Here is a 23,469-nt window from a genome sequence, read left to right as displayed (position 1 = left end):
TCTTTTTTGATTATCATCAACGAGTGCCCACACAGATTGATAGGTTTAAATTGTTAAAGAGCGTATCGACTTAAGTAACTCTGCGTTCCCCGTCGAAGTGGCGGCCATTCTAGCGACATGAGCAATAGAGTCAACCATTTTTGCTAAAAAAAAATGACTTTCCTTTCGTTCGATTAAAAAGCAATCAATCAGTATAAAAACAGCACATTTATAGCCCAAATTTCATCTTTCAGGCACTTCCGAACTATGGCCGGTTATTCAAACAAGTTTCATTGGTACATAGGTAAACTAAGAGTGATTGCTATCAAAATAATAGGAGATTCGACGTTTGGCCATAGCAAGTTGTAGTGATCTGGGTAGATGTATTCTCTTTCGCTCATTGACCGTTTCCTTGTGAACTTTAAGTCCATTTAGGCAGAGTAACCTTGGTTCATGACCACTCATGGAAAAGCAATAGAGTGCAACGTACTGAGGTGTCACTTTAAATAACAGGGATAAGTCATCAAGTCTTACTTGCAGGAACGAAGGAAACTCGGCGTGTTTCTTGGGTTCAGTAAATTAGAATCAGCTATAATCCAGTTTCTACAACCACTAATAAGCCCAGGCTCCAAAAATGAGATAAGCGGATTAGTAGTTGTCATTAGATGCTGAGTTATGCCGTTACGATACTTTAAATTGATTAACCAATTTATTTAACTCTATGGCTCGTTGAGATACCGCCTGAGCAGAGTTAGCCACTTGCCCTGCTTTTTTATTTACTCCTTTAGATAGCTCAGCAACAGATTCGACACGTTGACTAACCTCATGACTTGCCTGTGATTGCTCCTCCGCCGCAGCAGCGATGCTATCTATCATCATCGCGACAGACTGCGCACCAGATACTATGTCGTCCAAACTCGTACCTGCTTTTCCGGCTAACTCAAGGCCTGATTTGACATGACCATTGCCAACTTCCATCCGGGCTACCGCTGTTTGCGTTTCACTTTGAATCGCTTCTATTGAACTGGCAATTTCGGTGGTTGCACTGGTTGTGCGATCCGCAAGAGCTCTTACTTCATCGGCGACAACCGCAAACCCTCGCCCAGCTTCTCCTGCCCTTGCAGCTTCTATTGCCGCATTTAAGGCAAGAAGATTGGTTTGTTCGGCGATATCGTCAATAACATTAATAATCTCGCCAATCTGTGCACCGCGTTTTCCTAACTCAGAGACACTTTGTGAAGATGCCATGACCGCTTGATCAATTTCATTCATTCCTGCGATCGTGCTTCGCACTATTTCACCACCACTGTTTGCCGTATCTCCAGCACTTTGAGCGCTTGTTGTTGCTTGGGATGAACTGATTGCCACCTCTTGGATACTCGATGATATTTGATCAATTGCTGTGGATATTTGTGAAACTTGCTCTGATTGTTTGCCAAGTTCATTTTCCATAATTTCATTTGAACGGGTTATTTCAAGAGCACCTTGTGAGACATCTTCTGATGTCTGAAGCACCTCTTTCATTACTGCGTTAGTTCTTTGCACGGTTTGATTGTAACTGTTTGCCATTTTTCCCAGCTCATCGTTAGATTCAGCAACAACCATCTGAGTCAAGTCCCCTTGAGCGAGAGATTCAAGCTTATTGGCCATCTCATTGATAGGCCTTGTGATTGACTTAAGCACAAACCAAGAGAGTGTGGCGCCTAACAAGATCGCAAACGCAGCGCCCAGTAATATCATTTTATTCGCATTATCAGCCGCGTCTTTTGCTTTTTGTTGACGCTCGACCATTAATGAATCTTCCACATCAATAAAAGTTAAAATCGCCGATCTAAACTGATTAAAGTAAACCTCCCCTTTCGCCTCGCCAACTAACTTTGCTATGTCATTCATTGTGTTCGAATTACCGATTTCGGTGCGTAGTGCAATCTGGGGGTCTGCTACTTTTGACTGCCACTGGGACAACGTACTGTGTATGTCATCCAGTAATTGCACTTGAGTAGGGTTATCGGAAACCACCTGTTTGAGCTCTTCTATCTGTTTAGAGAATTGATTGGTACCTTGTTGATAGGGTTCAAGAAAGCCTGGCGAACCAGACAGTAAGTACCCTCTCATTCCTGTCTCCATATCAACCGCCAAGATCTGTATGTTTTTAGCCATTCCAATCACCTTGTGGGTATGATTTACCCATTCACTGGCTGTTTTTAACGACTCTAAATCACCTGACATCCGCAGGGAGTCGTTGCGACTCATTGTACCTGAACGCTGCACCTCGCTTAACAAAGTGCTCGCTTTGCGAAAAGTCTGCTCGTTCACATTCGAACGCTCGGCTAACAGATTCCGCTCTCGCTCTATGAAGGTTGAGATTTGACCTCGAAAAGTATCAAAATAGACTTTTCCTTGTGCTCTACCAACAATATCAACAACATCATCCATTGTTTTTGCATTGCCAATTTGTCTACGTAGCTTAATGGTCGGTTCAGAAATATGCTGCTTCCATGACTCCACAATCGTCTTGACCTCTGACAATCTCTCCACTTGCTGAGGATTATCACTAACCGTGATTTTTAATTGTTCTAGCGTTCGTGTAAAGGTCTCTCCACCATGGACATAAGGCTCTAGGAAGCTTTCCTGCCCTGCTAGTAAGTAGCCTCTCATCCCTGCTTCCATATCAACAGCCGCCGCTTCTATTTTAAGAGCTTGCTCAATCACTTTATGGGTATGATCAACCATTGCATTGGTTTTTATTTGAGATTTGGTACTCGTTATTGCAACAAATGACAAAAAGATTAGTAACAGAATAGGGACTCCTGCCCCTAATCCAACTTTCAATTTCAGGGGTAGATTACGAAAGCTCATACAGTTTGCACTCCGAAGTTCTCAATGTTCTTAAAACAGTAACTGGCTGCACGATTGCTCACTCCGTAAAGCATGAAGTGAATCGACGAGGCTGCCACCCGTATAAGAGTGTTATAGAACGAAATGTCTGCAAGTCGAGAAAGATTTAACGGCAATAACGAATGAACATAATAATTATTACTATTAAGCATGACAGCTATTGTCTTCGTAGAGCTAAATTGAGAATGATTCGTGAGTCCTATGTTGTTGTCACTTAATTCAATGGAGCTATAACAAATTACGACACTTACAAGCCCAATATTGACGGGAGTGTGAAGGTTCCAACATGACACAGTTAAGCACGATTTTCATCGATGCTTTGCCATTTAAATGGGGTACGAGTAGGCCGAATGACCGAGCTTGAGTTCAAGCAAACACATAGAAGTGAAATCTGACAAATCACGAATACCCCAGCGCCAGATACAACAAAGCCCCGACTTTCGTCGAGGCTTTATCGTTTAAATAATGGTACCGGTGGGCGGACTTGAACCGCCACGCCCGAAGGCAACGGATTTTGAATCCGTCGTGTATACCAATTTCACCACACCGGCATCTTTGGGCTTTGCCCTTTGATGTTTGGCATTATACGTAAGCTTTAGTGACGTGCAAGAGCAAAATCTTTAAAAAACGTTCGTTTGGACACAATTTCGCCATTAAGCAATGTATTGCTGCATAAACTCTTTTTCGGAGCTGTTCAATTCTGATGCTATTTGAGCGAAGCGTTTTCCATCAACCAATCAAGAATTGAACGCAACTGTTGGTCGCTCATAGTCAATAAAGTTTCACCCACGTACCATTCAACTTTACTCTGAGCAGAAAGGGCTGTGGGTTGGGGATTGCCAAACCATACTCCTTGTTCCCGTGCAAGAGCATCACAAAGCGCCTCTGTTTGTTGCACACTAAAGGGCAGGTATAAGTGCAACATATTACACTGTGGCATTTCTGGATTCAGCGTTAGCTCTGGATAGTCGGCTTGAATGAGGGCATAGATCTGCTGTGTGCGCTCAAACAACTTGGGCATCTGAGCAAGGCGCTCATCGAATGCCATCTTAGCTGAGACAATATAGGGCGTACGATGGTACACATCTCCGCCTTGTCGACGGACCCAAATTCGCGCTCTGTCTATAAAGCTTTTACTTCCCACCAGCATCGAGCCACCTAAACCTCCGATCCCTTTGTATAAGGAAACATAGACACTATCAAACCCCTTGGCTATCTCATGGTATGGCTGTTGATAATAAGCCGCGCACTCCCAAAGTCTTGCCCCATCCATATGAAAATGAATGCATTTTTGTTGGCAGTAGTGTTTAATGTCTTGCAGTTCTTGCCATTGTGGCAGTTGCCCACCAATCTCTCTCATGGGCAATTCATAAAGCGCAGCTGCAAACTCTTCAGGCGATGCTTTCAAGTCATTAAGTGTCCAAGGGCTATACTGATGGCCAATAGGGATAACATTAAATCTCTTTTGCAGCTGAAATCCCTGTGCTTCATGCTGCAATATGTGGCTTGTCGAGTGCATCGCAACCAAGTTTGATGCACGATTTTCACACGCCAATTGCAACGCTGTCGGTTGATTCATGGTGCCAGTCACGATGAACAGTGCTGACTCAAACCCTAGCAACTGGGCTATTTCTTTCTCAAAGGCCTGCAATAACTCCCCTTCTCCATAAGTATCGTGAGCTACATCGTTGTCAAGACACCACTTTGCCATATCACTAAATAGTTGGTGTGGCGCTAACTCTTTGTTGCCAGAAAGTATGGTATGACAAAGATGCCGGGCTGAAGGCTTCATTATCTCTTCCTTTATGTGGATAGCTGGCTTATGTATGGTGCCAATAGCTTAATTAAAACACCATACGCGTTCAATTTATCACAATGTGAGCTTATTCTACCCTTAGCGCTTTTCTCTCAGCCTAAGAATCGTTATTCTGGGCGCAATCTAATCAATTAAGTACTATCGAAACATGACAAACACATCTCTTCCACCAGCGGGCTTTTTAAGACGCTTTGGCGCTCTTTTTTATGACAGCCTTGTTGTTCTTGCCATTGTGATGATGGCTGGCGGCATTGTCATTGCTGTTATGGAGGCGCTAGTCGCTGCTGGATTGCTAAACTATGCACCTTATAGTGATGCGAGTGATTTACTTACCCGTCATCCGACATTCAGCCTGATCTACACTCTCTATCTTGCGTTCGTTTGGATTGGTTTCTTCGCTTTTTTCTGGACCCGTGGAGGTCAAACTCTGGGAATGCGCGCATGGAAGATTGAAGTACAAAACCTACAAGGTGGCCGTATTACCATGACACAAGCCTTGATCCGTGTAGCAACGTCAGCGTTTGGCCTTGCAAACCTCGCCGTTCTTATCGATCCAAAGAAACGTGGCTTTCACGATATTTGGGCGAAGACGCAGGTAGTTGTACTACCCAAAGCAAAGTAGCTACATAAAAAAAGCCAGCACTCTATGATGCTGGCTTGGTATAGCGAGTAGCTCAAAAACTATATTCCTGAACCATCTTGCTCAGCATCATCTTCATGCAACCCACATTCGCGCTTTAATCCATTGAAACGAGTTTCTTCTTCAGTCATTCCCGGTTGCCACTTTTCAGTGGTATGAGTATCACCGACAGACAAGTACCCCTGCTCACGCAATGGGTGATAGCTCAGCCCATGCTCTTGCAAATACTCTTCAACCTGTTCGCTAGTCCAATCGATGATAGGTAAGAACTTAAAGCGACCATTTTGTATGGCAAGTACGGGCAAATTTGCTCGGCTTGTTGATTGCTCTCTTCTGAGGCCAGAAAACCATGTTTTCACTTGCAGCTCATCAAGTGCGCGCTTCATCGGTTCAACCTTATTAAGTTGATTGTATCGAGTAATACCTTCAACGCCTTTTTCCCATAGCTTTCCATATCTGGCTTCTTGCCACGCCGCCGATTCTTTTGCACGATATGTATGCAAATTCAAAGATAACTTAGTCGTTAACTCATCGATGAACTGATACGTCTCAGGAAACAAATATCCAGTATCTGTTAATACGATAGGAAGATCGGCCTTTACTGACGTAGACAGATGCAGCATCAGCGCGGCTTGTATACCAAAGCTAGAGCTCACCGCATGATTGCCCGGTAGGTTTTTAAGTGCCCAGAGGATCCTTTCTGAGGCGGTCAGTTTCTCTAATTCACCGTTAATCTCGGCCAATTTAAGGATCTGTTGCGTTTTGGTTCCAGACAATAACTCAGCTAGATCCAATGCGTTGTCTTGAGTGTCATGCATGAAAATCCCTCTTTGAAACGATTACCTCTGCGATGATCCCTGCTCGAATAACAAAATCACCGAATGCTTCGCCTTGCTCTCGCTCTTTTGACCAGCGTGCAATCAATTGATCTAACTCTTCGAGGATTTGTTTCTCGGTGATGTTTTCACGATACATTTTAGGAACACGCGTACCCGCTTTGTTGCCCCCTAAATGAAGGTTGTAACGTCCTGGAGCCTTGCCCACTAAACCGACCTCGGCCAACATGGCTCGGCCACACCCATTGGGACAACCGGTCACTCGGAGAATAATGCTTTCTGACTGGTCAATTGCATGCTTGGTCAGTAAGCCTTCAATATCGGTCACAAAGTTAGGCAGGAAACGCTCCGCTTCAGCCATTGCTAATGGGCAGGTCGGAAAGGCTACGCACGCCATCGAATCTTTGCGCTGAGCACTTACGCCTGAATCCATCAATCCGTGTTCAACTGCCAGTTTCTCTATCTGGGCTTTTTGATGTTCTTCCACGCCAGCAACAATCAAATTCTGGTTGGCGGTCATTCTAAAATCACCCGTGTGCACTTTTGCAATCTCTGCAACGCCCGATTTTAAAGGCTTACCAGGAAAATCCAGTAGGCGGCCATTTTCAATAAACAGCGCTAAGTGATGTTTACCATCAATGCCTTTCTTCCAACCAATCGCATCACCGCGTTGTGTAAACTCATAACGTCGACTGTCAGCAAACGTAATACCGGCACGCTCTTCAACCTCAGCTTTAAAGACATCAATACCCACGCGATCCAATGTGTATTTGGTTTTGGCATTCTTACGGTTAGAGCGATTACCCCAGTCACGTTGGGTGGTAACCACCGCCGCTGCCACATCAAGGGTTTTCTCTAAGCTCACAAAACCAAAGTCATCGGCTTTTCTTGGGTAAGTCGACGTATCACCGTGGGTCATTGCCAAACCACCACCCACCAACACGTTAAAGCCCACTAGCTTGCCTTTTTCGGCAATCGCAACAAAGTTTAAATCGTTCGCATGAACATCAACGTCGTTATTTGGTGGGATCACAACCGTCGTTTTGAATTTACGCGGTAAGTAATTGCTGCCTAAAATTGGTTCTTCATCGGTCGTTTCAAGACGTTCACCGTCTAACCAGATCTCGGCATAAGCTCTTGTCTTAGGCAACAGGTGCTCACTGATCTTTTTGGCCCACTCATACGCTTCCTGATGAACCTCGGATTCAATCGGGTTAGTGGTACACAATACGTTACGGTTAACATCACCCGCTGTTGCAATCGAATCAATGCCAATACTGTTTAAGGTTTGGTGCATCAATTTGATGTTTGGCTTCAAGACCCCATGAAACTGAAACGTTTGTCTTGTCGTCAAACGTATGCTGCCGTACATGGTGTGATCGGTTGCGAACTTGTCTACCGCAAGCCACTGCTTGGGCGTAATAATACCACCAGGCATACGTGCTCTAAGCATCACGTTTTGCAACGGTTCTAATTTCTGCTTAGCACGTTCAGCTCGGATATCTCGATCATCTTGCTGGTACATGCCATGAAAACGAATTAACTGAAAGTTATCTGCGGTAAAGCCACCTGTAATCTGGTCTCCCAGATCTTGCTCAATCGTGCCACGAAGAAAGTTACTTTCTCTTTTTAAGCGTTCGTTATCAGCGAGTGGCCCTAATACTTGTCCCAAAACTTCTTGTTCTGCTGTGAAATCTTGTTTACTCATTAATACACATCCCTTTGATAACGTTTTGCTTTGCGCAGTTCGTTAATAAACTCTTCTGCTTGTTGTTCTGTTTTTGCACCGTAAGTTTGAGCGATTTGCACCAGAGCGCTATGAACATCTTTCGCCATATAGTTAGCATCACCGCACACATAAACATGCGCGCCATTTTGTAGCCACTGCCAGACTTGCTCACCCTGCTCTAGCAAGCGGTGCTGCACATAAATTTTTTCATGTTGATCACGGCTAAATGCCACATCGATCTGATTGACGACTCCCGACTTTAAATACTTCTGCCATTCAACTTGGTAAAGGAAATCTTGAGTAAAGGTTCTGTCACCAAAGAATAGCCAGTTTTTGCCCGAAGCATCGCGATTGTCTCGTTCTTGAACAAAGCTTCTAAATGGTGCGATACCTGTCCCTGGCCCGATCATGATAATGTCCGTGGCGTCATCTTCTGGTAACTTAAAGTTGTTGTTGTTTTCAACAAAAACTTTGACCTCTCCTCCCTCTTGCAAACGATGAGTCAGATAACTAGAAGCGCCTCCGTAACGAGTGTCCTCACCTTGCTGGTATTCAACCAAGCCAACCGTTAGGTGAACTTCTTCGTCCACTTCTGATTGACTAGAAGCAATGGAGTACAATCTTGGGGTCAATTTTCTAAGTAAGGAAATCAACTGCTCAGCAGAGAGTTTGGCTTTCTTTTCAGAGAGCACATCAATCACTTGAGTTTTGGATGCGTATTCACGTAACTTGTTCTTATCTTGCGATAGCTTTTCTAGTTTCTTGCTACCAGAAAGTTCCGCGTACAACGAGACCAACTGCGGATTCGCGTTCGTCACTTCATACTTAGATATCAGCGCATTGCGCAGTGATAGGCTTTCACCGTCGACATCAATACTTTCGATGCCAGACAAACCGACTTTTGCGAGAATGGCATCGACAAGCTCGGCACTGTTTTCATACCAAACGCCAAGCGCATCACCTGGTTGGTACGTTAAGCCAGAACCCTCTAGATCGATTTCTACATGACGAACGTCTTTCCCAGAATCGCGCCCTGTTATTTTTTGACTCGTCAGCAAACTTGCTGTGTATGGGTTTTGTTTGCTGTAGTGCACTGCTGACGAGCTTTGTCCTACTGGCAAAGTGACCACGTCAGCTTGCGAACTTGAGTTCAACTCTTCTTTTAGTTTGTCCAGAGCCGTTTCACGCCACGCTGTCGCAACACCTTCATAATCCACATCGCAGTCAATACGCTCAATAAATGGTGTCGCGCCCAACTTCGATAAGTAGGAATCAAAATCTTTACCCGTTTGACAAAAGAACTCGTAGCTCGAATCCCCTAGGCCAATTACACCGTACTTCAAATTATTCAGTTTTGGTGCTTTCTTAGATTGAAGGAACTCGTGGAGTTCGATGGCATTGTCTGGAGCCTCACCTTCACCGTTGGTAGAAGCCACAATGATGACGTGAGTTTCTTTGGCTAAGTTTTTGCCTTTGTAGTCACTGGCATCGAACAGCTCTGCCTGAATACCAAGGGTATGAGCTTCCTGTTCAAGCGCCTCTGCGACACCTTTAGCATTACCAGTCTGCGAAGCATAAATGATGCTTAATTTACCTGCAGGTAGATTGGCAACAGCAGATACTGCGCTCGCCACAGGCGAAGCTTGTTGTTGAGGTTGAGCTTGGCTAAGCCCCCAGAAATAACCACTCACCCAAGCAAGTTGATTGGCCGAGAGTTGCGATGAGGTTTGCTGAAGCAATCCCAGTTGTTGATCGTTGATAGGACTGGCTAGCCCTGCGATATCTTGTGGTTGAGTATTTCCTTTTGATGACATAGTCACGACATCCCTATTCATTGCGTGACGATAGATTAACCAACCTTTTTAATAACAAGAAAGAATAGATATGAATGTTTTATAACTTTTTGGAAGATAGAAAGAAGGGATGGATCACTTGGCTTCGATGCGAACCTCACTAAACCCAACCGCCATGGCCGTTTTCGAGGCTAAATCAAGATCCTCATACTGACATTCCGCACCATGAGTATCGGTGAGCAACAAAAAACCGCCTTGAGTATGACGAAACTCGACGATCCAACCACCATCGCTTTCTGCTGGTTCCACTATTGCCTCTGCCAACAGGTTACGCTGATAGAGATGCTTAAGCTCTGTAATTGTCATCTTAATTCTCCAAAGCAACTCGAATGACTGACACTTGAGAAGACGAACAAGAGTCCTTCCTAGTACCATTAACTATAGCAACAGTTAAACGAGTTAGTGTGGAAAGTTATTGAGACTGGCAGCAAAACTGCTTATAGATCCACACACCGATCAGCAGTAAGATCAGCCAAGGCAGAAGCTTGAACACCATACCGATCATGCCCAGAAGAAACATGATAAAAAAAGCCACGCCCGTCGCCACAAAGACTGTCATCATGGTCATGCCAGTCACCAATAAAGTCGCAATAAACACCAGTAAAAAAATCAGCTCGAACATTTGCGTTCTCCAATTATGATCTTACTGGAGATATTGCACTATTCGAGCCAAGTTATTTTTATAATTAATATCAACTAGTTATAAAAAATCCACATATTCCATTGAGTGGTAATTGGTTAAAAAAACCAACTATTGGGGCTCTTATACATCCAACTCTTTTGGGATTTTGGCCAATGCCGCTTCAAGCACTTCTAGACCTGCGCCTTTCTTGTGTGCGTTTTCACTAATATAGCGTCGCCACTGGCGAGCTCCCGGCATCGCTTGGAACAAACCAATCATATGTCGTGAGATATGACCAAGGTAAGCCCCTTTACTCAATTGTTCTTCGATGTACGGGTACATTTCACGAACCACTTGTGAGCGCTTCTTCACAGGTGTTTCTAATCCAAATATTTTTTGGTCGACTTCAGCTAATATGTACGGATTTTGATAGGCTTCGCGGCCAATCATAACGCCGTCTAAGTGAGTTAGGTGCTCCAAGGATTCTTCTAACGATTTGATACCGCCATTAACACCGATATTCAAATGTGGGAAATCTTGCTTGATCTGATAAGCGCGTGGGTAATCCAAAGGTGGGATCTCACGATTCTCTTTAGGGCTTAGACCACTCAACCATGCTTTACGAGCATGAATAGTAAAATCTTTACATCCCCCCTGCTCGGAAACGAGAGAAACAAAGCGCGTCAAAAACTCATAGGAGTCCTGATCATCAATACCAATACGTGTTTTGACGGTGACAGGAATCGAAACGACGGCTTTCATTGCCGCAATGCATTCAGCAACCAGTTCTGGCTCTCCCATTAGGCAAGCACCAAAACGCCCATTTTGAACACGATCCGATGGGCAGCCTACATTCAAATTAACCTCATCATAGCCGCGCTCTTCGGCAAGTTTGGCACAGGTTGCCAGATCCGCCGGATTAGAGCCGCCTAATTGCAAGGCAACAGGATGCTCGGTTTGGTTGTAAGCGAGGAAGTCACCTTTACCGTGAATTATCGCTCCCGTTGTAATCATTTCCGTATACAGCAAAGTTTGGGTCGTCATTAGTCGATGAAAATAGCGACAGTGCCTGTCGGTCCAATCGAGCATCGGTGCAACGGAAAGACGGGAAGCATGGTACATAACGGTTCTCGCAAAGGGTTAGTTAGACATTATACATTGTCGAAAAACAACACAAAACTCAAAGTGGCGCGATTATACAGATGGAATGTCATTGCAGCAAATTCACTCTGCTGTCTTAATAAAAATGATATATTATTGGACAGTTCGATATTATTAGGGCATCACATGAATAAGCAGTTAACTCAACAAATTGAAGATATTTGTGTCGCTCGAGGGGTAAGGCTCACCGCGCAGCGCCGCCGCGTTTATGAAATAATCTGTGAAAATAGAAGAGCCTGCAGCGCCTACGAATTACTAGAACAACTCAAGCAAAGCGAACCTCAAGCGAAGCCTCCTACGGTATATCGCGCCCTTGATTTTTTGCTTGAACAGGGCTTTATCCACAGAGTGGAATCAACCAATAGCTTCATTTCTTGCTGTACATTTGGTGAGCATAAACACTTTTCGCACTTACTTATTTGTGAAAGCTGCGGTAGTGTCGTTGAATTGCAAGACGACAATCTGATAGCCTTACTTAATCGCAACGTAGAAAAACATGGATTTGAGTTTTCTAGCCACATCATCGAATCTCATGGTATCTGCAAAGCTTGCTCTTCCTCAGCAACCTAATTAGTTAAAAAGACAAGATATTATGCGCGCAGAATTTGTAAATCCGTTTTTAGCTTCGTTAATCAACGTGTTAAAAACGATGGCAACAATGGACATACAGCCTCAAAAACCAAGGCTTAAAAAAGACGAGATTGCTCGCGGAGATGTATCAGGCCTTATTGGTATGGTTGGAAAACAAACCAGAGGCTCAATGTCGATCACCTTTGAAGAAAACCTCGCTCTTGAAATCATGAATAAGATGCTTGGCGAGCGCCCAAATGGCTTGAATGAAGAAGTTACCGATATGGTGGGCGAAATTACCAATATGGTGACGGGTGGTGCAAAACGAATTTTAGCCGAAGGTGGTTTCGACTTTGATATGGCGACACCAGTAGTGGTGTCAGGGAGAGGGCATACTATCAGGCATAAGTGCGAAGGCTCCATCATCATTATGCCTTTCACATCCGAATGGGGTAATGCTTTTATCGAAATCTGTTTCGAGTAGCTTTTCGCTCTTTTATCGCATAAAAAAACAGCTCCATTCGGAGCTGTTTTTTTATAGCTTTCTTCTTAAAAGCAGTGTGGCAATTGCCAAGAACACTAGACTTGGTCCAATAGCACCAAACATTGGTGATATTCCATATACCAAACTTAGCGGCCCAAAGAACTCACTTGAAATATAGAAGGTAAAACCCGCAACGACACCGGACAAAATACGAGCACCCATGGTAACGCTTCGTAGTGGGCCAAATACAAATGACAATGCCATCAGCATCATTACGGCCACCGAGAATGGTTGCGTAGCTTTACGCCAAAAAGCGAGTTCATAGCGTGAAGGATCTTGCTCTGATGCTTTTAAATACTCAACATAGTCGTACAAACCACTTAATGGTAGCTCGCCGGGATCAACGGTGACCACCGCTAACTTATCGGGCACCAATGACGTAGACCATGGATAGGTTGCGACGGTCTCTTTACCCAATTGAATACTGTCGTTCATCTTGGTGATCTGTACGTTGTTCATCTGCCAATGGTTGCCCTCTAAATAGACAGCCGTTTGCGCGTGTATGACCGTGGTCAGTTTTTTCTCTTTGTCGAATCGCCAAAGATTCAACCCTTGAATTTCGTCTCCGTTCACCCTTGCAATAAAGACAAAATCATCCACATCACGAGCCCACACGCCATTTCGCACCGAAACAATGTTTCCGCCGGAGACCGAAAAAGCACGTAAATCTCTGGCCATTTGCTGCGTCGTGGGTGCCCCCCACTCCCCCAATGCCATTACGACCAACATCAATGGCACCGCGGTTTTTAAAACCGACGCGCCAATCTTTACTTTTGACACCCCAGCAGCTTGCATGACAACCAACTCAGAGCTGCTTGCCAACATCCCAAGTCCAATCAATGCACCAAGTAAAGATGCCATTGGGAAAAACAACTCAATATCACGCGGAATACCTAACAACACAAAGTACATCGCTGAGATTAGGGTATAAGTTCCCTCCCCTACAGCACGCAGTTGCTCCACGTATTTAATGACCGCCGACAACCCCACAAAGACCCCTAATACCAACATAGAGGTAGCGATAATGGTGCGTCCTATATACAAATCGAGAATTTTAAACACGGATCAGGCTGCCTTCTTTCTCATATAACGTTTCTGTCTAATTTTTTCCCGTATCTTACGAACAGGCACACTATCGTAATAGTTCACCCCTATGGCGGCGAGAAGCAATGCAAAGTTGATTGGCCACATACCAACGTAACCAGGAACAGAGCCATCTTCGAGTGATGATTTCATCGCACTGATCGCCAGGAAATAGGTAAAGTACACCAAAATTGCTGGTCCCATCTTAGCAAATTTACCTTGCCTTGGGTTTACCGCAGACAGAGGCACGACCAACATAGTTAGAATTGGGATGCAGATGACCAGTGAAATGCGCCATTGCAATTCAGCTTGTGCCTTAGGGTGAGGATGACCCATTAACTCTTCAGTTGGGATCGCCGTCCACGATCGTCCGCGCCTTCTAGCTTCACGCTCACCAATAACCCCCTCATATTCTTGATACTCTGTTGCCATATAATCAAGACGAGTTGGCACACCTTCATAACGTGTTCCATCATATAAAGTCAGAACCTGACGTCCATCGCTGAGCTCTTTAACATCGCCACTTTTCGCATACATAACACTTGGCAGCAGAGAGCCACGCGGTGTTAATTGCGCGACGAAGACATTCTCAAGGTCTTTACCTTTAATTTCATCGATAAAAACAACTGCTGAGCCATCTGGAGTTCGCTGAAAGCTTCCTTTTTGAAGAAGTTCAACAGAATTTTCTGAAGACAGCTCTTCAATAATTTGACTTTCTTTTTCCTGTGTCCAAGGGGCTAGCCAGAAGGCATTACCAGCGGCCAGGGCCGAAGTGATCAGTGCCAAATATAGCGCTGCGCGGATCAGGAATTTATTTCCCATTCCCGTAGCGTTCATGACCGTAATCTCACTTTCTGCGTACAAACGACCAAATGTCACCAAAATGCCAATATAAATACTTAATGGGAACATCAATAGCCCCATCGTTGGCATGGTTAATCCCGCTAATGTCATAATGAGTCGAGCTGGAATATCGCCATCGGACGCATCCGCCAAAACATTAATAAACTGTCGGCTAAAAAAGACTAAAAACAGTACGAAAAAGATCGCAAGCTGACTCTTAACTGTTTCTCGGATCAAATATCTAACAATAATCACACTGAAAATACCTACACAAAACTTGTTTTTTTGGTCGAATCACTATAGTTTTCCGTTAAACCTTTTGTTTTTTTAATTTTTTGTTCGTCATCAGAACGGTGTTCCAAGGTTGAAACGACTTGTTGAATTCAACAGGTAAGCATTCATTATCTAACATTTAGTTCTGTTTGTCTTTAGGATGTAGGAGTACGCATGGAGTTTAGTGTTAAAAGTGGCAGTCCAGAGAAGCAGCGCAGCGCTTGTATCGTTGTCGGCGTATTTGAACCACGTCGTCTTTCTCCGGTAGCAGAACAACTTGATAAAATCAGTGATGGCTACATTAGTTCTCTATTGCGCCGTGGTGACCTAGAGGGTAAACCAGGGCAAATGCTGCTATTGCATCAAGTACCAGGTGTGCTTTCTGAGCGTGTTCTTCTGGTTGGTTGTGGCAAAGAGCGAGAGCTGGGCGAACGCCAATATAAAGAAATCATCCAAAAAACCATCAGCACATTGAACGAAACGGGTTCGATGGAAGCTGTATGCTTTTTGACTGAGCTTCACGTTAAAGGCCGTGATACGTACTGGAAGGTACGTCAAGCAGTCGAAGCGACTAAAGATGGTCTTTATACTTTCGATCAATTCAAGAGCAACAAGCCGGAAACGCGTCGTCCGCTGCGCAAACTTGTGTTCAACGTACCAACGCGTCGTGAACTTAACCTTGGCGAAAAAGCCATTACCCACGGTCTTGCTGTCGCTTCAGGTGTTAAATCTTGTAAAGATCTTGGCAACATGCCACCAAACATCGCCAATCCAGCCTATCTAGCGTCACAAGCCCGTCGTTTGGCTGACGACCATGAGACAGTGACCACCAAGATCATTGGCGAAGAGGAAATGGAAAAGCTGGGCATGACGTCGTACCTTGCTGTTGGCCGTGGCTCTCGCAACGAGTCAATGATGTCAGTGATGACCTATAAAGGCCATCCCGACCCAGATGCAAAACCGATTGTACTTGTTGGTAAAGGCCTAACGTTTGATTCAGGCGGTATTTCTCTTAAGCCTGGCGAAGGCATGGATGAGATGAAATACGATATGTGTGGTGCGGCATCTGTATTTGGCACCATGAAAGCTCTGGCAAAGTTAAACCTACCAATTAACGTAGTGGCGATTCTTGCTGGCTGTGAAAACATGCCTGGTAGCAACGCCTATCGCCCAGGGGATATCCTCACAACTATGTCTGGCCAAACGGTTGAAGTTCTCAACACCGATGCTGAAGGTCGCTTGGTGTTGTGTGACGCGTTAACTTACGTTGAACGCTTTGAGCCTGACTGCGTTATTGACGTAGCAACGCTGACCGGTGCGTGTGTTATTGCGTTAGGCCACCACATCAGTGGCGTGCTTTCTAACCACAATCCACTGGCTCATGAGTTAGTCAACTCTTCAGAGCAAGCGGGCGATCGCGCTTGGCGCCTACCAATGGCTGACGAATATCAAGAACAGCTGTCTAGCCCATTCGCTGACATGGCGAACATTGGCGGACGCCCTGGTGGCACGATCACCGCAGGCTGCTTCTTGTCTCGCTTTACGAAAAAGTACAACTGGGCTCACCTAGATATCGCAGGTACTGCCTGGAAATCGGGTAAAGCGAAAGGCTCGACGGGTCGACCAGTCTCGCTACTTGTCCAGTTCTTACTTAATCGCAGTGGCCAAGAAACCGAAGAGTAATAAAAAGGGCCGCAAGGCCCTTTTTTATGCACGCTAAACAGTCATGAAGACAGCAACGTTTTACCTAATCGCCGAGCAAAGCCCCCAGTCAACACTTGAGGGCTTTTATGATTATGTTCATTTTTTGTGCCGTCACTTCAGTGGCCAGGGAGCCAAGCTCTACCTTCACTGCCTTGACAAACAGCAGGCAGAGTCAGTTGCTGAGTATTTTTGGCAAATCGACTCACAGAATTTCCTTGCGCATAATTTAGTAGGAGAAGGGCCGAAAAACGGCACTCCTGTTGAAATTGGTTATCACGGAGTAAAGCCAAGCTGGAATCGTCAGTTGATAATAAATTTAGCTGATCAAGATTCAACCTTTGCGAATGCCTTTGCTCAAGTGGTAGACTTCGTCCCTTGCGAAGAAAAAGCTAAGCAACTTGCTCGAGAAAGGTATAAAATTTACCGTCAAGCTGGCTATCAGCTACAAACTATCGAGATTGAGCACTTATAGCTCGCTAAGATGTCAATCCTTATAGGTAATCGATATGCTAACGTTTACCTATAGGGTTTGACCCAACTTCTCTCACAGATTTAACGATATAAGTATCCAAGAAAACTATGGAAAAGACATACAACCCACAATCTATCGAACAAGCTCTGTATCAGACTTGGGAAGAGAAAGGCTACTTTAAGCCACACGGTGACACATCAAAAGACGCTTACAGCATCATGATCCCACCACCAAACGTTACTGGTAGCCTGCACATGGGCCACGCGTTCCAAGACACCATCATGGATACACTTATCCGTGCTGAACGCATGAAGGGCAAAAATACCCTTTGGCAAGTGGGTACAGACCACGCAGGTATCGCTACTCAAATGGTTGTAGAGCGCAAGATCGCAGCAGAAGAAGGCAAAACTAAGCACGATTACGGCCGCGACGCTTTTATCGACAAAATTTGGGAATGGAAAGCCGAATCTGGCGGCACTATCACTCAACAGCTTCGTCGCCTTGGTGCATCGGTAGACTGGGATCGTGAGCGATTCACTATGGATGACGGTTTGTCCAATGCTGTTCAAGAAGTGTTTGTACGTCTTTATGAAGACGATCTTATCTACCGTGGTAAGCGTCTAGTTAACTGGGATCCTAAACTGCACACAGCAATCTCAGATCTAGAAGTTGAAAACAAAGACAAAAAAGGCTTCATGTGGCACTTCCGCTACCCACTAGCGAACGGTGTTAAAACCGCAGACGGTAAAGACTACATCGTTGTTGCAACTACTCGTCCAGAAACCATGCTTGGTGATACTGGCGTAGCGGTTAACCCAGAAGATCCACGTTACAAAGATCTTATCGGTAAAGAGATCCTGCTTCCTGTAGTTAACCGTCTGATCCCTATCGTAGGTGATGAGCACGCTGACATGGAAAAAGGCACAGGTTGTGTGAAAATTACACCTGCTCACGACTTTAACGATTACGAAGTGGGTAAGCGCAATAATCTACCAATGATCAACATCCTAACGTTCAACGCTGATATCCGTGATGCTGCTGAAGTATTCACAACGAACGGCGAAGAAAGCGATGTTTACTCAACAGAACTTCCTGCTAAATACCACGGCATGGAGCGCTTTGCTGCTCGTAAGGCTATCGTGGCTGAATTCGATGAACTTGGCCTGCTTGAAGAGATCAAAGATCACGATTTAACCGTGCCATATGGCGACCGTGGCGGCGTAGTTATTGAACCAATGCTGACTGACCAATGGTACGTCCGCGCTGCACCACTTGCAGAACCTGCAGTAAAAGCGGTTGAAGATGGTGATATTCAGTTCGTTCCTAAGCAATACGAAAATATGTACTTCTCTTGGATGCGCGACATTCAAGATTGGTGTATCTCTCGCCAACTATGGTGGGGCCACCGTATCCCTGCATGGTACGACAATGATGGTAATGTCTATGTTGGTCGCACTGAAGAAGAAGTGCGTGAAAAGAACAACCTAGCACCTGTTGTGGTTCTGCGCCAAGACGACGACGTACTGGATACCTGGTTCTCTTCTGCACTTTGGACGTTCGGCACGCAAGGCTGGCCTGAGCAAACAGACGATCTGAAGACATTCCACCCTTCAGATGTACTGGTGACAGGTTTTGACATTATCTTCTTCTGGGTTGCGCGTATGATCATGATGACCATGCACTTTAACAAAGATGAAGATGGTAAAGCACAAGTACCATTTAAAACCGTATACGTTACAGGCCTGATCCGTGATGAAAACGGTGACAAGATGTCTAAATCGAAAGGTAACGTACTTGACCCTATCGACATGATTGATGGCATCGGCCTTGAAGAGCTAGTAGAAAAGCGTTGTGGCAACATGATGCAACCTCAGCTAGCGAAGAAGATCGAGAAAAACACACGTAAGACATTTGAAAACGGCATCGAACCATACGGTACGGATGCGCTGCGCTTCACTTTAGCGGCAATGGCTTCTACTGGTCGTGATATCAACTGGGACATGAAGCGTCTTGAAGGTTACCGTAACTTCTGTAACAAGCTATGGAACGCAAGCCGTTATGTACTGATGAACACTGAAGAGCACGATTGCGGCATGAATGGTGGCGAGATGGAATTCTCGTTGGCAGACAAATGGATCGAATCTCAGTTTGAGTTGGCAGCAAAAGAGTTTAATGCTCATTTAGACAACTATCGTCTCGATATGGCGGCAAACACGTTATATGAGTTTATCTGGAACCAATTCTGCGATTGGTACCTGGAGCTGACTAAACCTGTTCTTTGGAAAGGTAACGAAATACAACAACGTGCGACTCGCCACACGCTGATTACCGTACTTGAGAAGACACTGCGTCTTGCTCACCCAGTACTGCCGTACATCACGGAATCTATCTGGCAAAGTGTTAAGCCATTGGTTAATGGCGTTGAGGGTGAGACCATCATGACTCAACCGCTACCGCAATTTAACCAAGACAACTTCGATACCGAAATCGTCGCCGACCTTGAGTGGGTTAAAGCGTTCATCACTAGCATTCGTAACTTACGTGCTGAATACGATATCGCGCCAAGCAAAGGTCTAGACGTAATGCTTAAAGTCGCTAATGAGACAGACGCAGCACGAGTTAAAGCCAACGAGATTGTACTGACTTCATTAGCGAAGCTAGACAGCATCAAGGTGCTGGATGACGGTGAAGAAACCCCAGCATGTGCCACCTCTTTAGTGGGCAAATCTGAGCTGATGATCCCGATGGCAGGTCTGATTGACAAAGACGCAGAGCTTGCTCGCCTAGACGGTGAAGTGAAGAAAACTCAAGGCGAAATCAAGCGTATTGAAGGCAAACTAGGTAATGAAGGTTTTGTGGCCAAAGCACCAGAAGCCGTGGTTGCCAAAGAGCGTGAAAAGCTTGAAGGTTACAAAGAAACGCTAGTGAAGTTAGAAGAGCAAAAGGCGACAATCGCCGCACTCTAATACTCTAAGCAATGATAGAAGGCAGCATTTATGCTGCCTTTTTTATCACCTGCCAATCAGACAATCGAAAAAACCTATCAATAAAATAAATTCAATCGATTTTAACTACATCAAAGAGAGCGCCATAATAGCAGCATAAATTCAAACGTAGATGCCCATGCTAAGAGGCCGACATGAAAAAGACCCTAATATTTGCCAGTATCCACTTTTCCATTGCATTTAGTGTGGCCTATGCACTCACAGGTGATCTTATTATTGGTAGTTTAGTTGCGCTTCTTGAGCCAATGGTAAACACCGTCGCTTTCTACCTGCACGAAAAAGTATGGTCACGCCGTACAAGCAACCATTCTTTACAATGGCTAACCAAAATGAAAACGGTCAGCTTTGCCAGCGTACACTTTGCTGTTGCCTTTGGCGTTATCTACCTTTTGACCGGCGATCTTCTTGTTGGCGGAATCATGGCGCTACTTGAGCCGACACTCAATACCATTGCCTACTATTTCCATGAACAAAACTGGCAACGCAAAGAACGAGCGTTAATACTGTGCCACCAACATGCGTAAACAAAAAGGCCAGTAACATCATATACAACACTCATTGACTTTGTTGCGTAGCGCAATTAAATTAATTAGCGCTGCGCTATCAAATGGAGAATGTCATGCACCCAAGTCAATTACGCTATGCCTCTCGTCAACTTGTCCGTCTATTGGGCATGCTTGATAAGCAATGTGGCGAGGTTAATTTAACGCCAGTGCAAGCCCATACGCTCATTGAACTCCAATCAGAAACACTCACGATTGGCCAATTGGCTCAGCGATTACATGTCAACAAATCGAATGCCAGTCGAACCGTGACGGCACTGCTGCGACTTGGTCTTATCGACAACGTGCCCAGTATCAAAGACAAGCGTAACCACCACATATCCATTACTCAATCTGGCTTACAGCACCTAAGCAGACTCGACCAACAGCAGTCACAATTCTACCAGCAAGTTCTCGCACCATTGGACCAGAAGACGCAACTTCAACTGCAGCAAGGGTTAGAGAGCTACATCAAAAGTGTCAGTCACATTTGTCAGTCAGGCTCTTTTGCCGTCCGTCCTTTGACCGAGTTCGACAACTCGAAGATAGCCGAGGTTATTCGAGTGGTGTCGGCAGAATATGGACTCACTGCCGATAAGGGGTATGGTGTTGGCGACCCTACCCTCGATGATATGTACAGCGTTTACAGTAACGAAAATTCCGCTTATTGGGTGATAGAGTTTCAAGGTCGAATCGTTGGTGGAGGTGGGTTTGCGCCGCTTCAAGGTCAATCTGATATTTGTGAATTGCAAAAAATGTATTTTCTTGCCGAGTGTCGCGGGCAAGGACTAGCAAAGAGGATCGCTCACCTAGCATTTGCTATGGCGAAATCAATGGGGTTTTCACGATGCTATTTAGAAACTACCGCCGATTTAAAAGAAGCGATTCATCTTTATGAGAAGCTAGGCTTTGAGCATTTAGATGCCCCACTTGGTAATACTGGCCATGATGCCTGTGAAGTCGTCATGGCTAAAACGCTATAAGCTACAAAGTTACAAAGGGATATGGGTGACACAAAGATCTGGCCTTAACGCCACTTCAAACTCTTGTCGCTGGCCATCAAGCTCAACCACAAGGCAGTACATATCCTCAGCGGTTGGCTTTTGTGGATCAAAACAGCGAGGCGCATCGACTTGGAACAGCACAGAGGCATGTTTTGCTCTAACATCAATCGGAACATGATAGGTCATGCCATCAAATTTTACCGCTGCTGAAACCAGTCCTGCCGCGAGTGTATGGTAGAACAGATCTACCTTAAACTCACAGCCACCACCATGATGCCAAATCTGCTCCATCGTGACATGATCTAGACGGACATGACGAATAAACTGAAGATACGGGGCAACCCACACACCAACAGCTCGGTGCTTTTCCTTGGGGAGCTGCTCACCAAGCACGCACATGTCCGCACTTTCCTCTTCTAGCAATTGATCTTCATCTTCTTCGATGAAAAGGATCTCAAAGCGATTTCTTCCTAACTGTAAGTAGGGGCGGATGTCTTTCTTATATTCACTTTGCCCACCATCGCAATCAAACAGGGCAACGCCGTTAAGACGTACTTCTGCGTAGTACTCAATACCAGCCACCACCAACTCAATAGCAGGGAAACTCAACAATGATTCGTCGACTTCTATGTCATGCATTAGATGCCATTCTTGGGCTGAGATAGAGGATTCAGAAAGCGATGAGGGTAGTGCCTGACTGAGCGGTGCAGGAAACTCAATATCATTTTGAGGGATAGAAAGGTCGGTTAAAGGGGACAGTTGCCATAGCCCTTTGAGGTATTGTTTCATGTTAAATATTGAGCCAGATCAAATTCACTTGAGTATAGTGAAAAGCCTTAGCAATTAATACCAGAGAATCAATGGATGAGAAAAATGCCTCGTATTGTAAAAAAGCCAGCAATCATGCTGGCTTTCAAAACGAGAAAAAAGGAAATTACTCTTCGCCGTCTTCATCTTCTTCTGTATAGAGAGCGTCTTCACCCTCGTAGTAGGTACCCCAGCCATCATAAATGATGTCAAATTTCTCAGCTAGGTGAACAAGCTTCTCAACCTGAGCGTCAATAAGTTCAGGATTTAACGCTGATTCCATTGTCGCATCGCAGCACAACAACTTATTGCCGTCTTCATCTTCGGTTTCTTCAGCTTCTAATACTTCAAAACCCATTTTAAATGCTTCAACAACCGCTTTCTCTAAACGATCAAAATCTTCAGCAAACAAGTGATGCTCGATCTCATAAAGAGCATCCGGATCACTACCATCTTCGATCAACGCTTGGATAATATCGCGAGTTTCGTCTTTCTGATATTCAATCAGTTCTTCAACGGTTAGATACTCATCTTGTTGAGACATTTTTGTGCTCCAGTATTATACGATTAACGATGTGGATTCTACGGCATGTCACGCAATAGCGAAAGATCAAAGCGATGATCTTTTTCTTCCAATGACAACAAAAGAATCTTTCCGTCTGGGAAATCGCTCACGATCAAACTCACAGAAACAAAAAATTAACAACTTTCATTCTTGCTTCTATTTTAGGACGATCATTTCTTTGCCGCTGTTCGTTCGTCTTTCTCGATATCGCCTGTTTATCGAGCCGATGTGCATAGAACCCATAATCGTGAAACAAACAAAGTCTAACTGCCTAAGCATTGATACAGAGCCATAGCGCATATCTATGCTTAATAATGACTAAATAGCAAAAATGGGGCAGTGCTAATTGACGACACTAAGTGAATAACAAACCATAAAAGCCAAACTCCTACCCTTAACTTTAATCAGACACTTATCCTGATATATTAGTTAAGTTCACGAATTATAACTGCAATATCGCCAGCTTACCGTAATAAACACCAACAAAATAACTTGCATCTTGATAACAAGCTTGTCATAAATA

20 protein-coding genes and 1 tRNA gene are annotated in these 23,469 nt (G+C 44.7%); 8 read left to right on the top strand and 13 right to left on the bottom strand.

Annotated elements, in window-relative coordinates:
• Positions 1 to 660: 660 nt before the first annotated feature.
• The 3 genes from LNL84_RS16210 to LNL84_RS16200 all read right to left on the bottom strand — a co-directional run bounded on the left by LNL84_RS16210 (position 661) and on the right by LNL84_RS16200 (position 4,669).
• Positions 661 to 2,838, bottom strand: coding sequence for a CHASE3 domain-containing protein (locus tag LNL84_RS16210; RefSeq protein WP_244358635.1), 2,178 nt, complete (start codon positions 2,836 to 2,838; stop codon positions 661 to 663).
• Positions 2,839 to 3,343: 505 nt separating this feature from the next.
• A tRNA-Leu gene (locus LNL84_RS16205) sits at positions 3,344 to 3,428 on the bottom strand.
• Between the two features lie 155 nt (positions 3,429 to 3,583).
• On the bottom strand, positions 3,584 to 4,669 hold the full coding sequence (locus LNL84_RS16200; RefSeq protein WP_244358633.1) for a threonine aldolase family protein: 1,086 nt from the start codon (positions 4,667 to 4,669) through the stop codon (positions 3,584 to 3,586).
• Between the two features lie 172 nt (positions 4,670 to 4,841).
• Between LNL84_RS16200 and LNL84_RS16195 the strand changes: the two genes are divergently transcribed.
• Positions 4,842 to 5,315 (top strand): RDD family protein, encoded by a 474-nt coding sequence (locus LNL84_RS16195; RefSeq protein ID WP_244358631.1) that lies wholly within the window; start codon positions 4,842 to 4,844, stop codon positions 5,313 to 5,315.
• A 59-nt stretch (positions 5,316 to 5,374) separates the two neighbouring features.
• Here the strand turns inward: LNL84_RS16195 and LNL84_RS16190 are convergent, their stop codons facing one another.
• The 6 genes from LNL84_RS16190 to dusA form a co-directional block, all read right to left on the bottom strand.
• Positions 5,375 to 6,151, bottom strand: a complete 777-nt coding sequence (locus LNL84_RS16190) for a phosphoadenylyl-sulfate reductase (RefSeq protein WP_244358630.1) — start codon at positions 6,149 to 6,151, stop codon at positions 5,375 to 5,377.
• Positions 6,144 to 7,877, bottom strand: coding sequence for an assimilatory sulfite reductase (NADPH) hemoprotein subunit (gene cysI, locus LNL84_RS16185; RefSeq protein ID WP_244358628.1), 1,734 nt, complete (start codon positions 7,875 to 7,877; stop codon positions 6,144 to 6,146). The genes LNL84_RS16190 and cysI overlap by 8 nt, the downstream gene beginning before the upstream one ends.
• Positions 7,877 to 9,712: an assimilatory sulfite reductase (NADPH) flavoprotein subunit gene (locus tag LNL84_RS16180; RefSeq protein WP_425244321.1), complete on the bottom strand. Its 1,836-nt coding sequence runs from the start codon at positions 9,710 to 9,712 to the stop codon at positions 7,877 to 7,879. Before LNL84_RS16180 ends, cysI begins: the two co-directional genes overlap by 1 nt.
• A gap of 114 nt (positions 9,713 to 9,826) precedes the next feature.
• Entirely contained in the window at positions 9,827 to 10,057 is a 231-nt protein-coding gene (locus LNL84_RS16175) for a thymidylate kinase (protein WP_244358624.1), read from the bottom strand.
• Positions 10,058 to 10,163: 106 nt separating this feature from the next.
• The gene (gene pspG, locus LNL84_RS16170) at positions 10,164 to 10,373 is read right to left on the bottom strand and encodes an envelope stress response protein PspG (protein WP_244358623.1); all 210 of its coding nucleotides are present in this window, start codon (positions 10,371 to 10,373) and stop codon (positions 10,164 to 10,166) included.
• Positions 10,374 to 10,514: 141 nt separating this feature from the next.
• Positions 10,515 to 11,495, bottom strand: coding sequence for a tRNA dihydrouridine(20/20a) synthase DusA (gene dusA, locus LNL84_RS16165; protein ID WP_244358621.1), 981 nt, complete (start codon positions 11,493 to 11,495; stop codon positions 10,515 to 10,517).
• Between the two features lie 165 nt (positions 11,496 to 11,660).
• Between dusA and zur the strand changes: the two genes are divergently transcribed.
• Both zur and LNL84_RS16155 read left to right on the top strand, forming a co-directional pair.
• Positions 11,661 to 12,104: a zinc uptake transcriptional repressor Zur gene (zur, locus tag LNL84_RS16160; protein WP_244358619.1), complete on the top strand. Its 444-nt coding sequence runs from the start codon at positions 11,661 to 11,663 to the stop codon at positions 12,102 to 12,104.
• 22 nt (positions 12,105 to 12,126) lie between these two features.
• Positions 12,127 to 12,588 carry a chemotaxis protein CheX gene (locus tag LNL84_RS16155; RefSeq protein WP_244358617.1) on the top strand — a complete coding sequence of 154 codons (462 nt, stop codon included), beginning with the start codon at positions 12,127 to 12,129 and terminating at the stop codon, positions 12,586 to 12,588.
• Between the two features lie 51 nt (positions 12,589 to 12,639).
• On the opposite strand, the gene lptG is transcribed toward LNL84_RS16155, so the two are convergent.
• Positions 12,640 to 13,710: an LPS export ABC transporter permease LptG gene (lptG, locus tag LNL84_RS16150; RefSeq protein ID WP_244358615.1), complete on the bottom strand. Its 1,071-nt coding sequence runs from the start codon at positions 13,708 to 13,710 to the stop codon at positions 12,640 to 12,642.
• Between the two features lie 3 nt (positions 13,711 to 13,713).
• Positions 13,714 to 14,829, bottom strand: coding sequence for an LPS export ABC transporter permease LptF (gene lptF, locus LNL84_RS16145; protein WP_244358613.1), 1,116 nt, complete (start codon positions 14,827 to 14,829; stop codon positions 13,714 to 13,716).
• 192 nt (positions 14,830 to 15,021) lie between these two features.
• On the opposite strand from lptF, the gene pepA reads away from it, so the two are divergent.
• The 5 genes from pepA (at position 15,022) to LNL84_RS16120 (ending at position 21,553) form a co-directional block, all read left to right on the top strand.
• The gene (gene pepA / locus LNL84_RS16140; RefSeq protein ID WP_244358611.1) at positions 15,022 to 16,530 is read left to right on the top strand and encodes a leucyl aminopeptidase; all 1,509 of its coding nucleotides are present in this window, start codon (positions 15,022 to 15,024) and stop codon (positions 16,528 to 16,530) included.
• 43 nt (positions 16,531 to 16,573) lie between these two features.
• Positions 16,574 to 17,023 carry a DNA polymerase III subunit chi gene (locus LNL84_RS16135; RefSeq protein ID WP_244358609.1) on the top strand — a complete coding sequence of 150 codons (450 nt, stop codon included), beginning with the start codon at positions 16,574 to 16,576 and terminating at the stop codon, positions 17,021 to 17,023.
• A 107-nt stretch (positions 17,024 to 17,130) separates the two neighbouring features.
• Positions 17,131 to 19,989: a valine--tRNA ligase gene (locus LNL84_RS16130; RefSeq protein ID WP_244358608.1), complete on the top strand. Its 2,859-nt coding sequence runs from the start codon at positions 17,131 to 17,133 to the stop codon at positions 19,987 to 19,989.
• Between the two features lie 173 nt (positions 19,990 to 20,162).
• Positions 20,163 to 20,552: a DUF2061 domain-containing protein gene (locus LNL84_RS16125; RefSeq protein WP_244358607.1), complete on the top strand. Its 390-nt coding sequence runs from the start codon at positions 20,163 to 20,165 to the stop codon at positions 20,550 to 20,552.
• A 95-nt stretch (positions 20,553 to 20,647) separates the two neighbouring features.
• A complete protein-coding gene (locus LNL84_RS16120) occupies positions 20,648 to 21,553 on the top strand; it encodes a bifunctional helix-turn-helix transcriptional regulator/GNAT family N-acetyltransferase (RefSeq protein WP_244358606.1) in 906 nt (301 codons plus the stop codon).
• A gap of 9 nt (positions 21,554 to 21,562) precedes the next feature.
• On the opposite strand, the gene LNL84_RS16115 is transcribed toward LNL84_RS16120, so the two are convergent.
• Positions 21,563 to 22,363, bottom strand: a complete 801-nt coding sequence (locus tag LNL84_RS16115; RefSeq protein ID WP_244358605.1) for a glycosyl hydrolase 2 galactose-binding domain-containing protein — start codon at positions 22,361 to 22,363, stop codon at positions 21,563 to 21,565.
• Between the two features lie 145 nt (positions 22,364 to 22,508).
• Positions 22,509 to 22,925, bottom strand: a complete 417-nt coding sequence (rraB, locus tag LNL84_RS16110) for a ribonuclease E inhibitor RraB (protein ID WP_244358604.1) — start codon at positions 22,923 to 22,925, stop codon at positions 22,509 to 22,511.
• Positions 22,926 to 23,469: the final 544 nt, after the last annotated feature.

It is taken from the genome of Vibrio gelatinilyticus (assembly GCF_022836845.1).
GTDB lineage: Bacteria > Pseudomonadota > Gammaproteobacteria > Enterobacterales > Vibrionaceae > Vibrio > Vibrio gelatinilyticus.
Note: the sequence above shows the minus strand (reverse complement) of the source record. Positions and strands in the feature narration are given on the sequence as shown.

Coding starts and splice junctions, on each gene's coding strand:
- LNL84_RS16210 (WP_244358635.1), bottom strand. CDS start 2,838: ATGAGCTTTCGTAATCTACCCCTGAAATTGAAAGTTGGATTAGGGGCA.
- LNL84_RS16200 (WP_244358633.1), bottom strand. CDS start 4,669: ATGAAGCCTTCAGCCCGGCATCTTTGTCATACCATACTTTCTGGCAAC.
- LNL84_RS16195 (WP_244358631.1), top strand. CDS start 4,842: ATGACAAACACATCTCTTCCACCAGCGGGCTTTTTAAGACGCTTTGGC.
- LNL84_RS16190 (WP_244358630.1), bottom strand. CDS start 6,151: ATGCATGACACTCAAGACAACGCATTGGATCTAGCTGAGTTATTGTCT.
- cysI (WP_244358628.1), bottom strand. CDS start 7,877: ATGAGTAAACAAGATTTCACAGCAGAACAAGAAGTTTTGGGACAAGTA.
- LNL84_RS16180 (WP_425244321.1), bottom strand. CDS start 9,712: ATGTCATCAAAAGGAAATACTCAACCACAAGATATCGCAGGGCTAGCC.
- LNL84_RS16175 (WP_244358624.1), bottom strand. CDS start 10,057: ATGACAATTACAGAGCTTAAGCATCTCTATCAGCGTAACCTGTTGGCA.
- pspG (WP_244358623.1), bottom strand. CDS start 10,373: ATGTTCGAGCTGATTTTTTTACTGGTGTTTATTGCGACTTTATTGGTG.
- dusA (WP_244358621.1), bottom strand. CDS start 11,495: ATGTACCATGCTTCCCGTCTTTCCGTTGCACCGATGCTCGATTGGACC.
- zur (WP_244358619.1), top strand. CDS start 11,661: ATGAATAAGCAGTTAACTCAACAAATTGAAGATATTTGTGTCGCTCGA.
- LNL84_RS16155 (WP_244358617.1), top strand. CDS start 12,127: ATGCGCGCAGAATTTGTAAATCCGTTTTTAGCTTCGTTAATCAACGTG.
- pepA (WP_244358611.1), top strand. CDS start 15,022: ATGGAGTTTAGTGTTAAAAGTGGCAGTCCAGAGAAGCAGCGCAGCGCT.
- LNL84_RS16135 (WP_244358609.1), top strand. CDS start 16,574: ATGAAGACAGCAACGTTTTACCTAATCGCCGAGCAAAGCCCCCAGTCA.
- LNL84_RS16130 (WP_244358608.1), top strand. CDS start 17,131: ATGGAAAAGACATACAACCCACAATCTATCGAACAAGCTCTGTATCAG.
- LNL84_RS16125 (WP_244358607.1), top strand. CDS start 20,163: ATGAAAAAGACCCTAATATTTGCCAGTATCCACTTTTCCATTGCATTT.
- LNL84_RS16120 (WP_244358606.1), top strand. CDS start 20,648: ATGCACCCAAGTCAATTACGCTATGCCTCTCGTCAACTTGTCCGTCTA.
- LNL84_RS16115 (WP_244358605.1), bottom strand. CDS start 22,363: ATGAAACAATACCTCAAAGGGCTATGGCAACTGTCCCCTTTAACCGAC.
- rraB (WP_244358604.1), bottom strand. CDS start 22,925: ATGTCTCAACAAGATGAGTATCTAACCGTTGAAGAACTGATTGAATAT.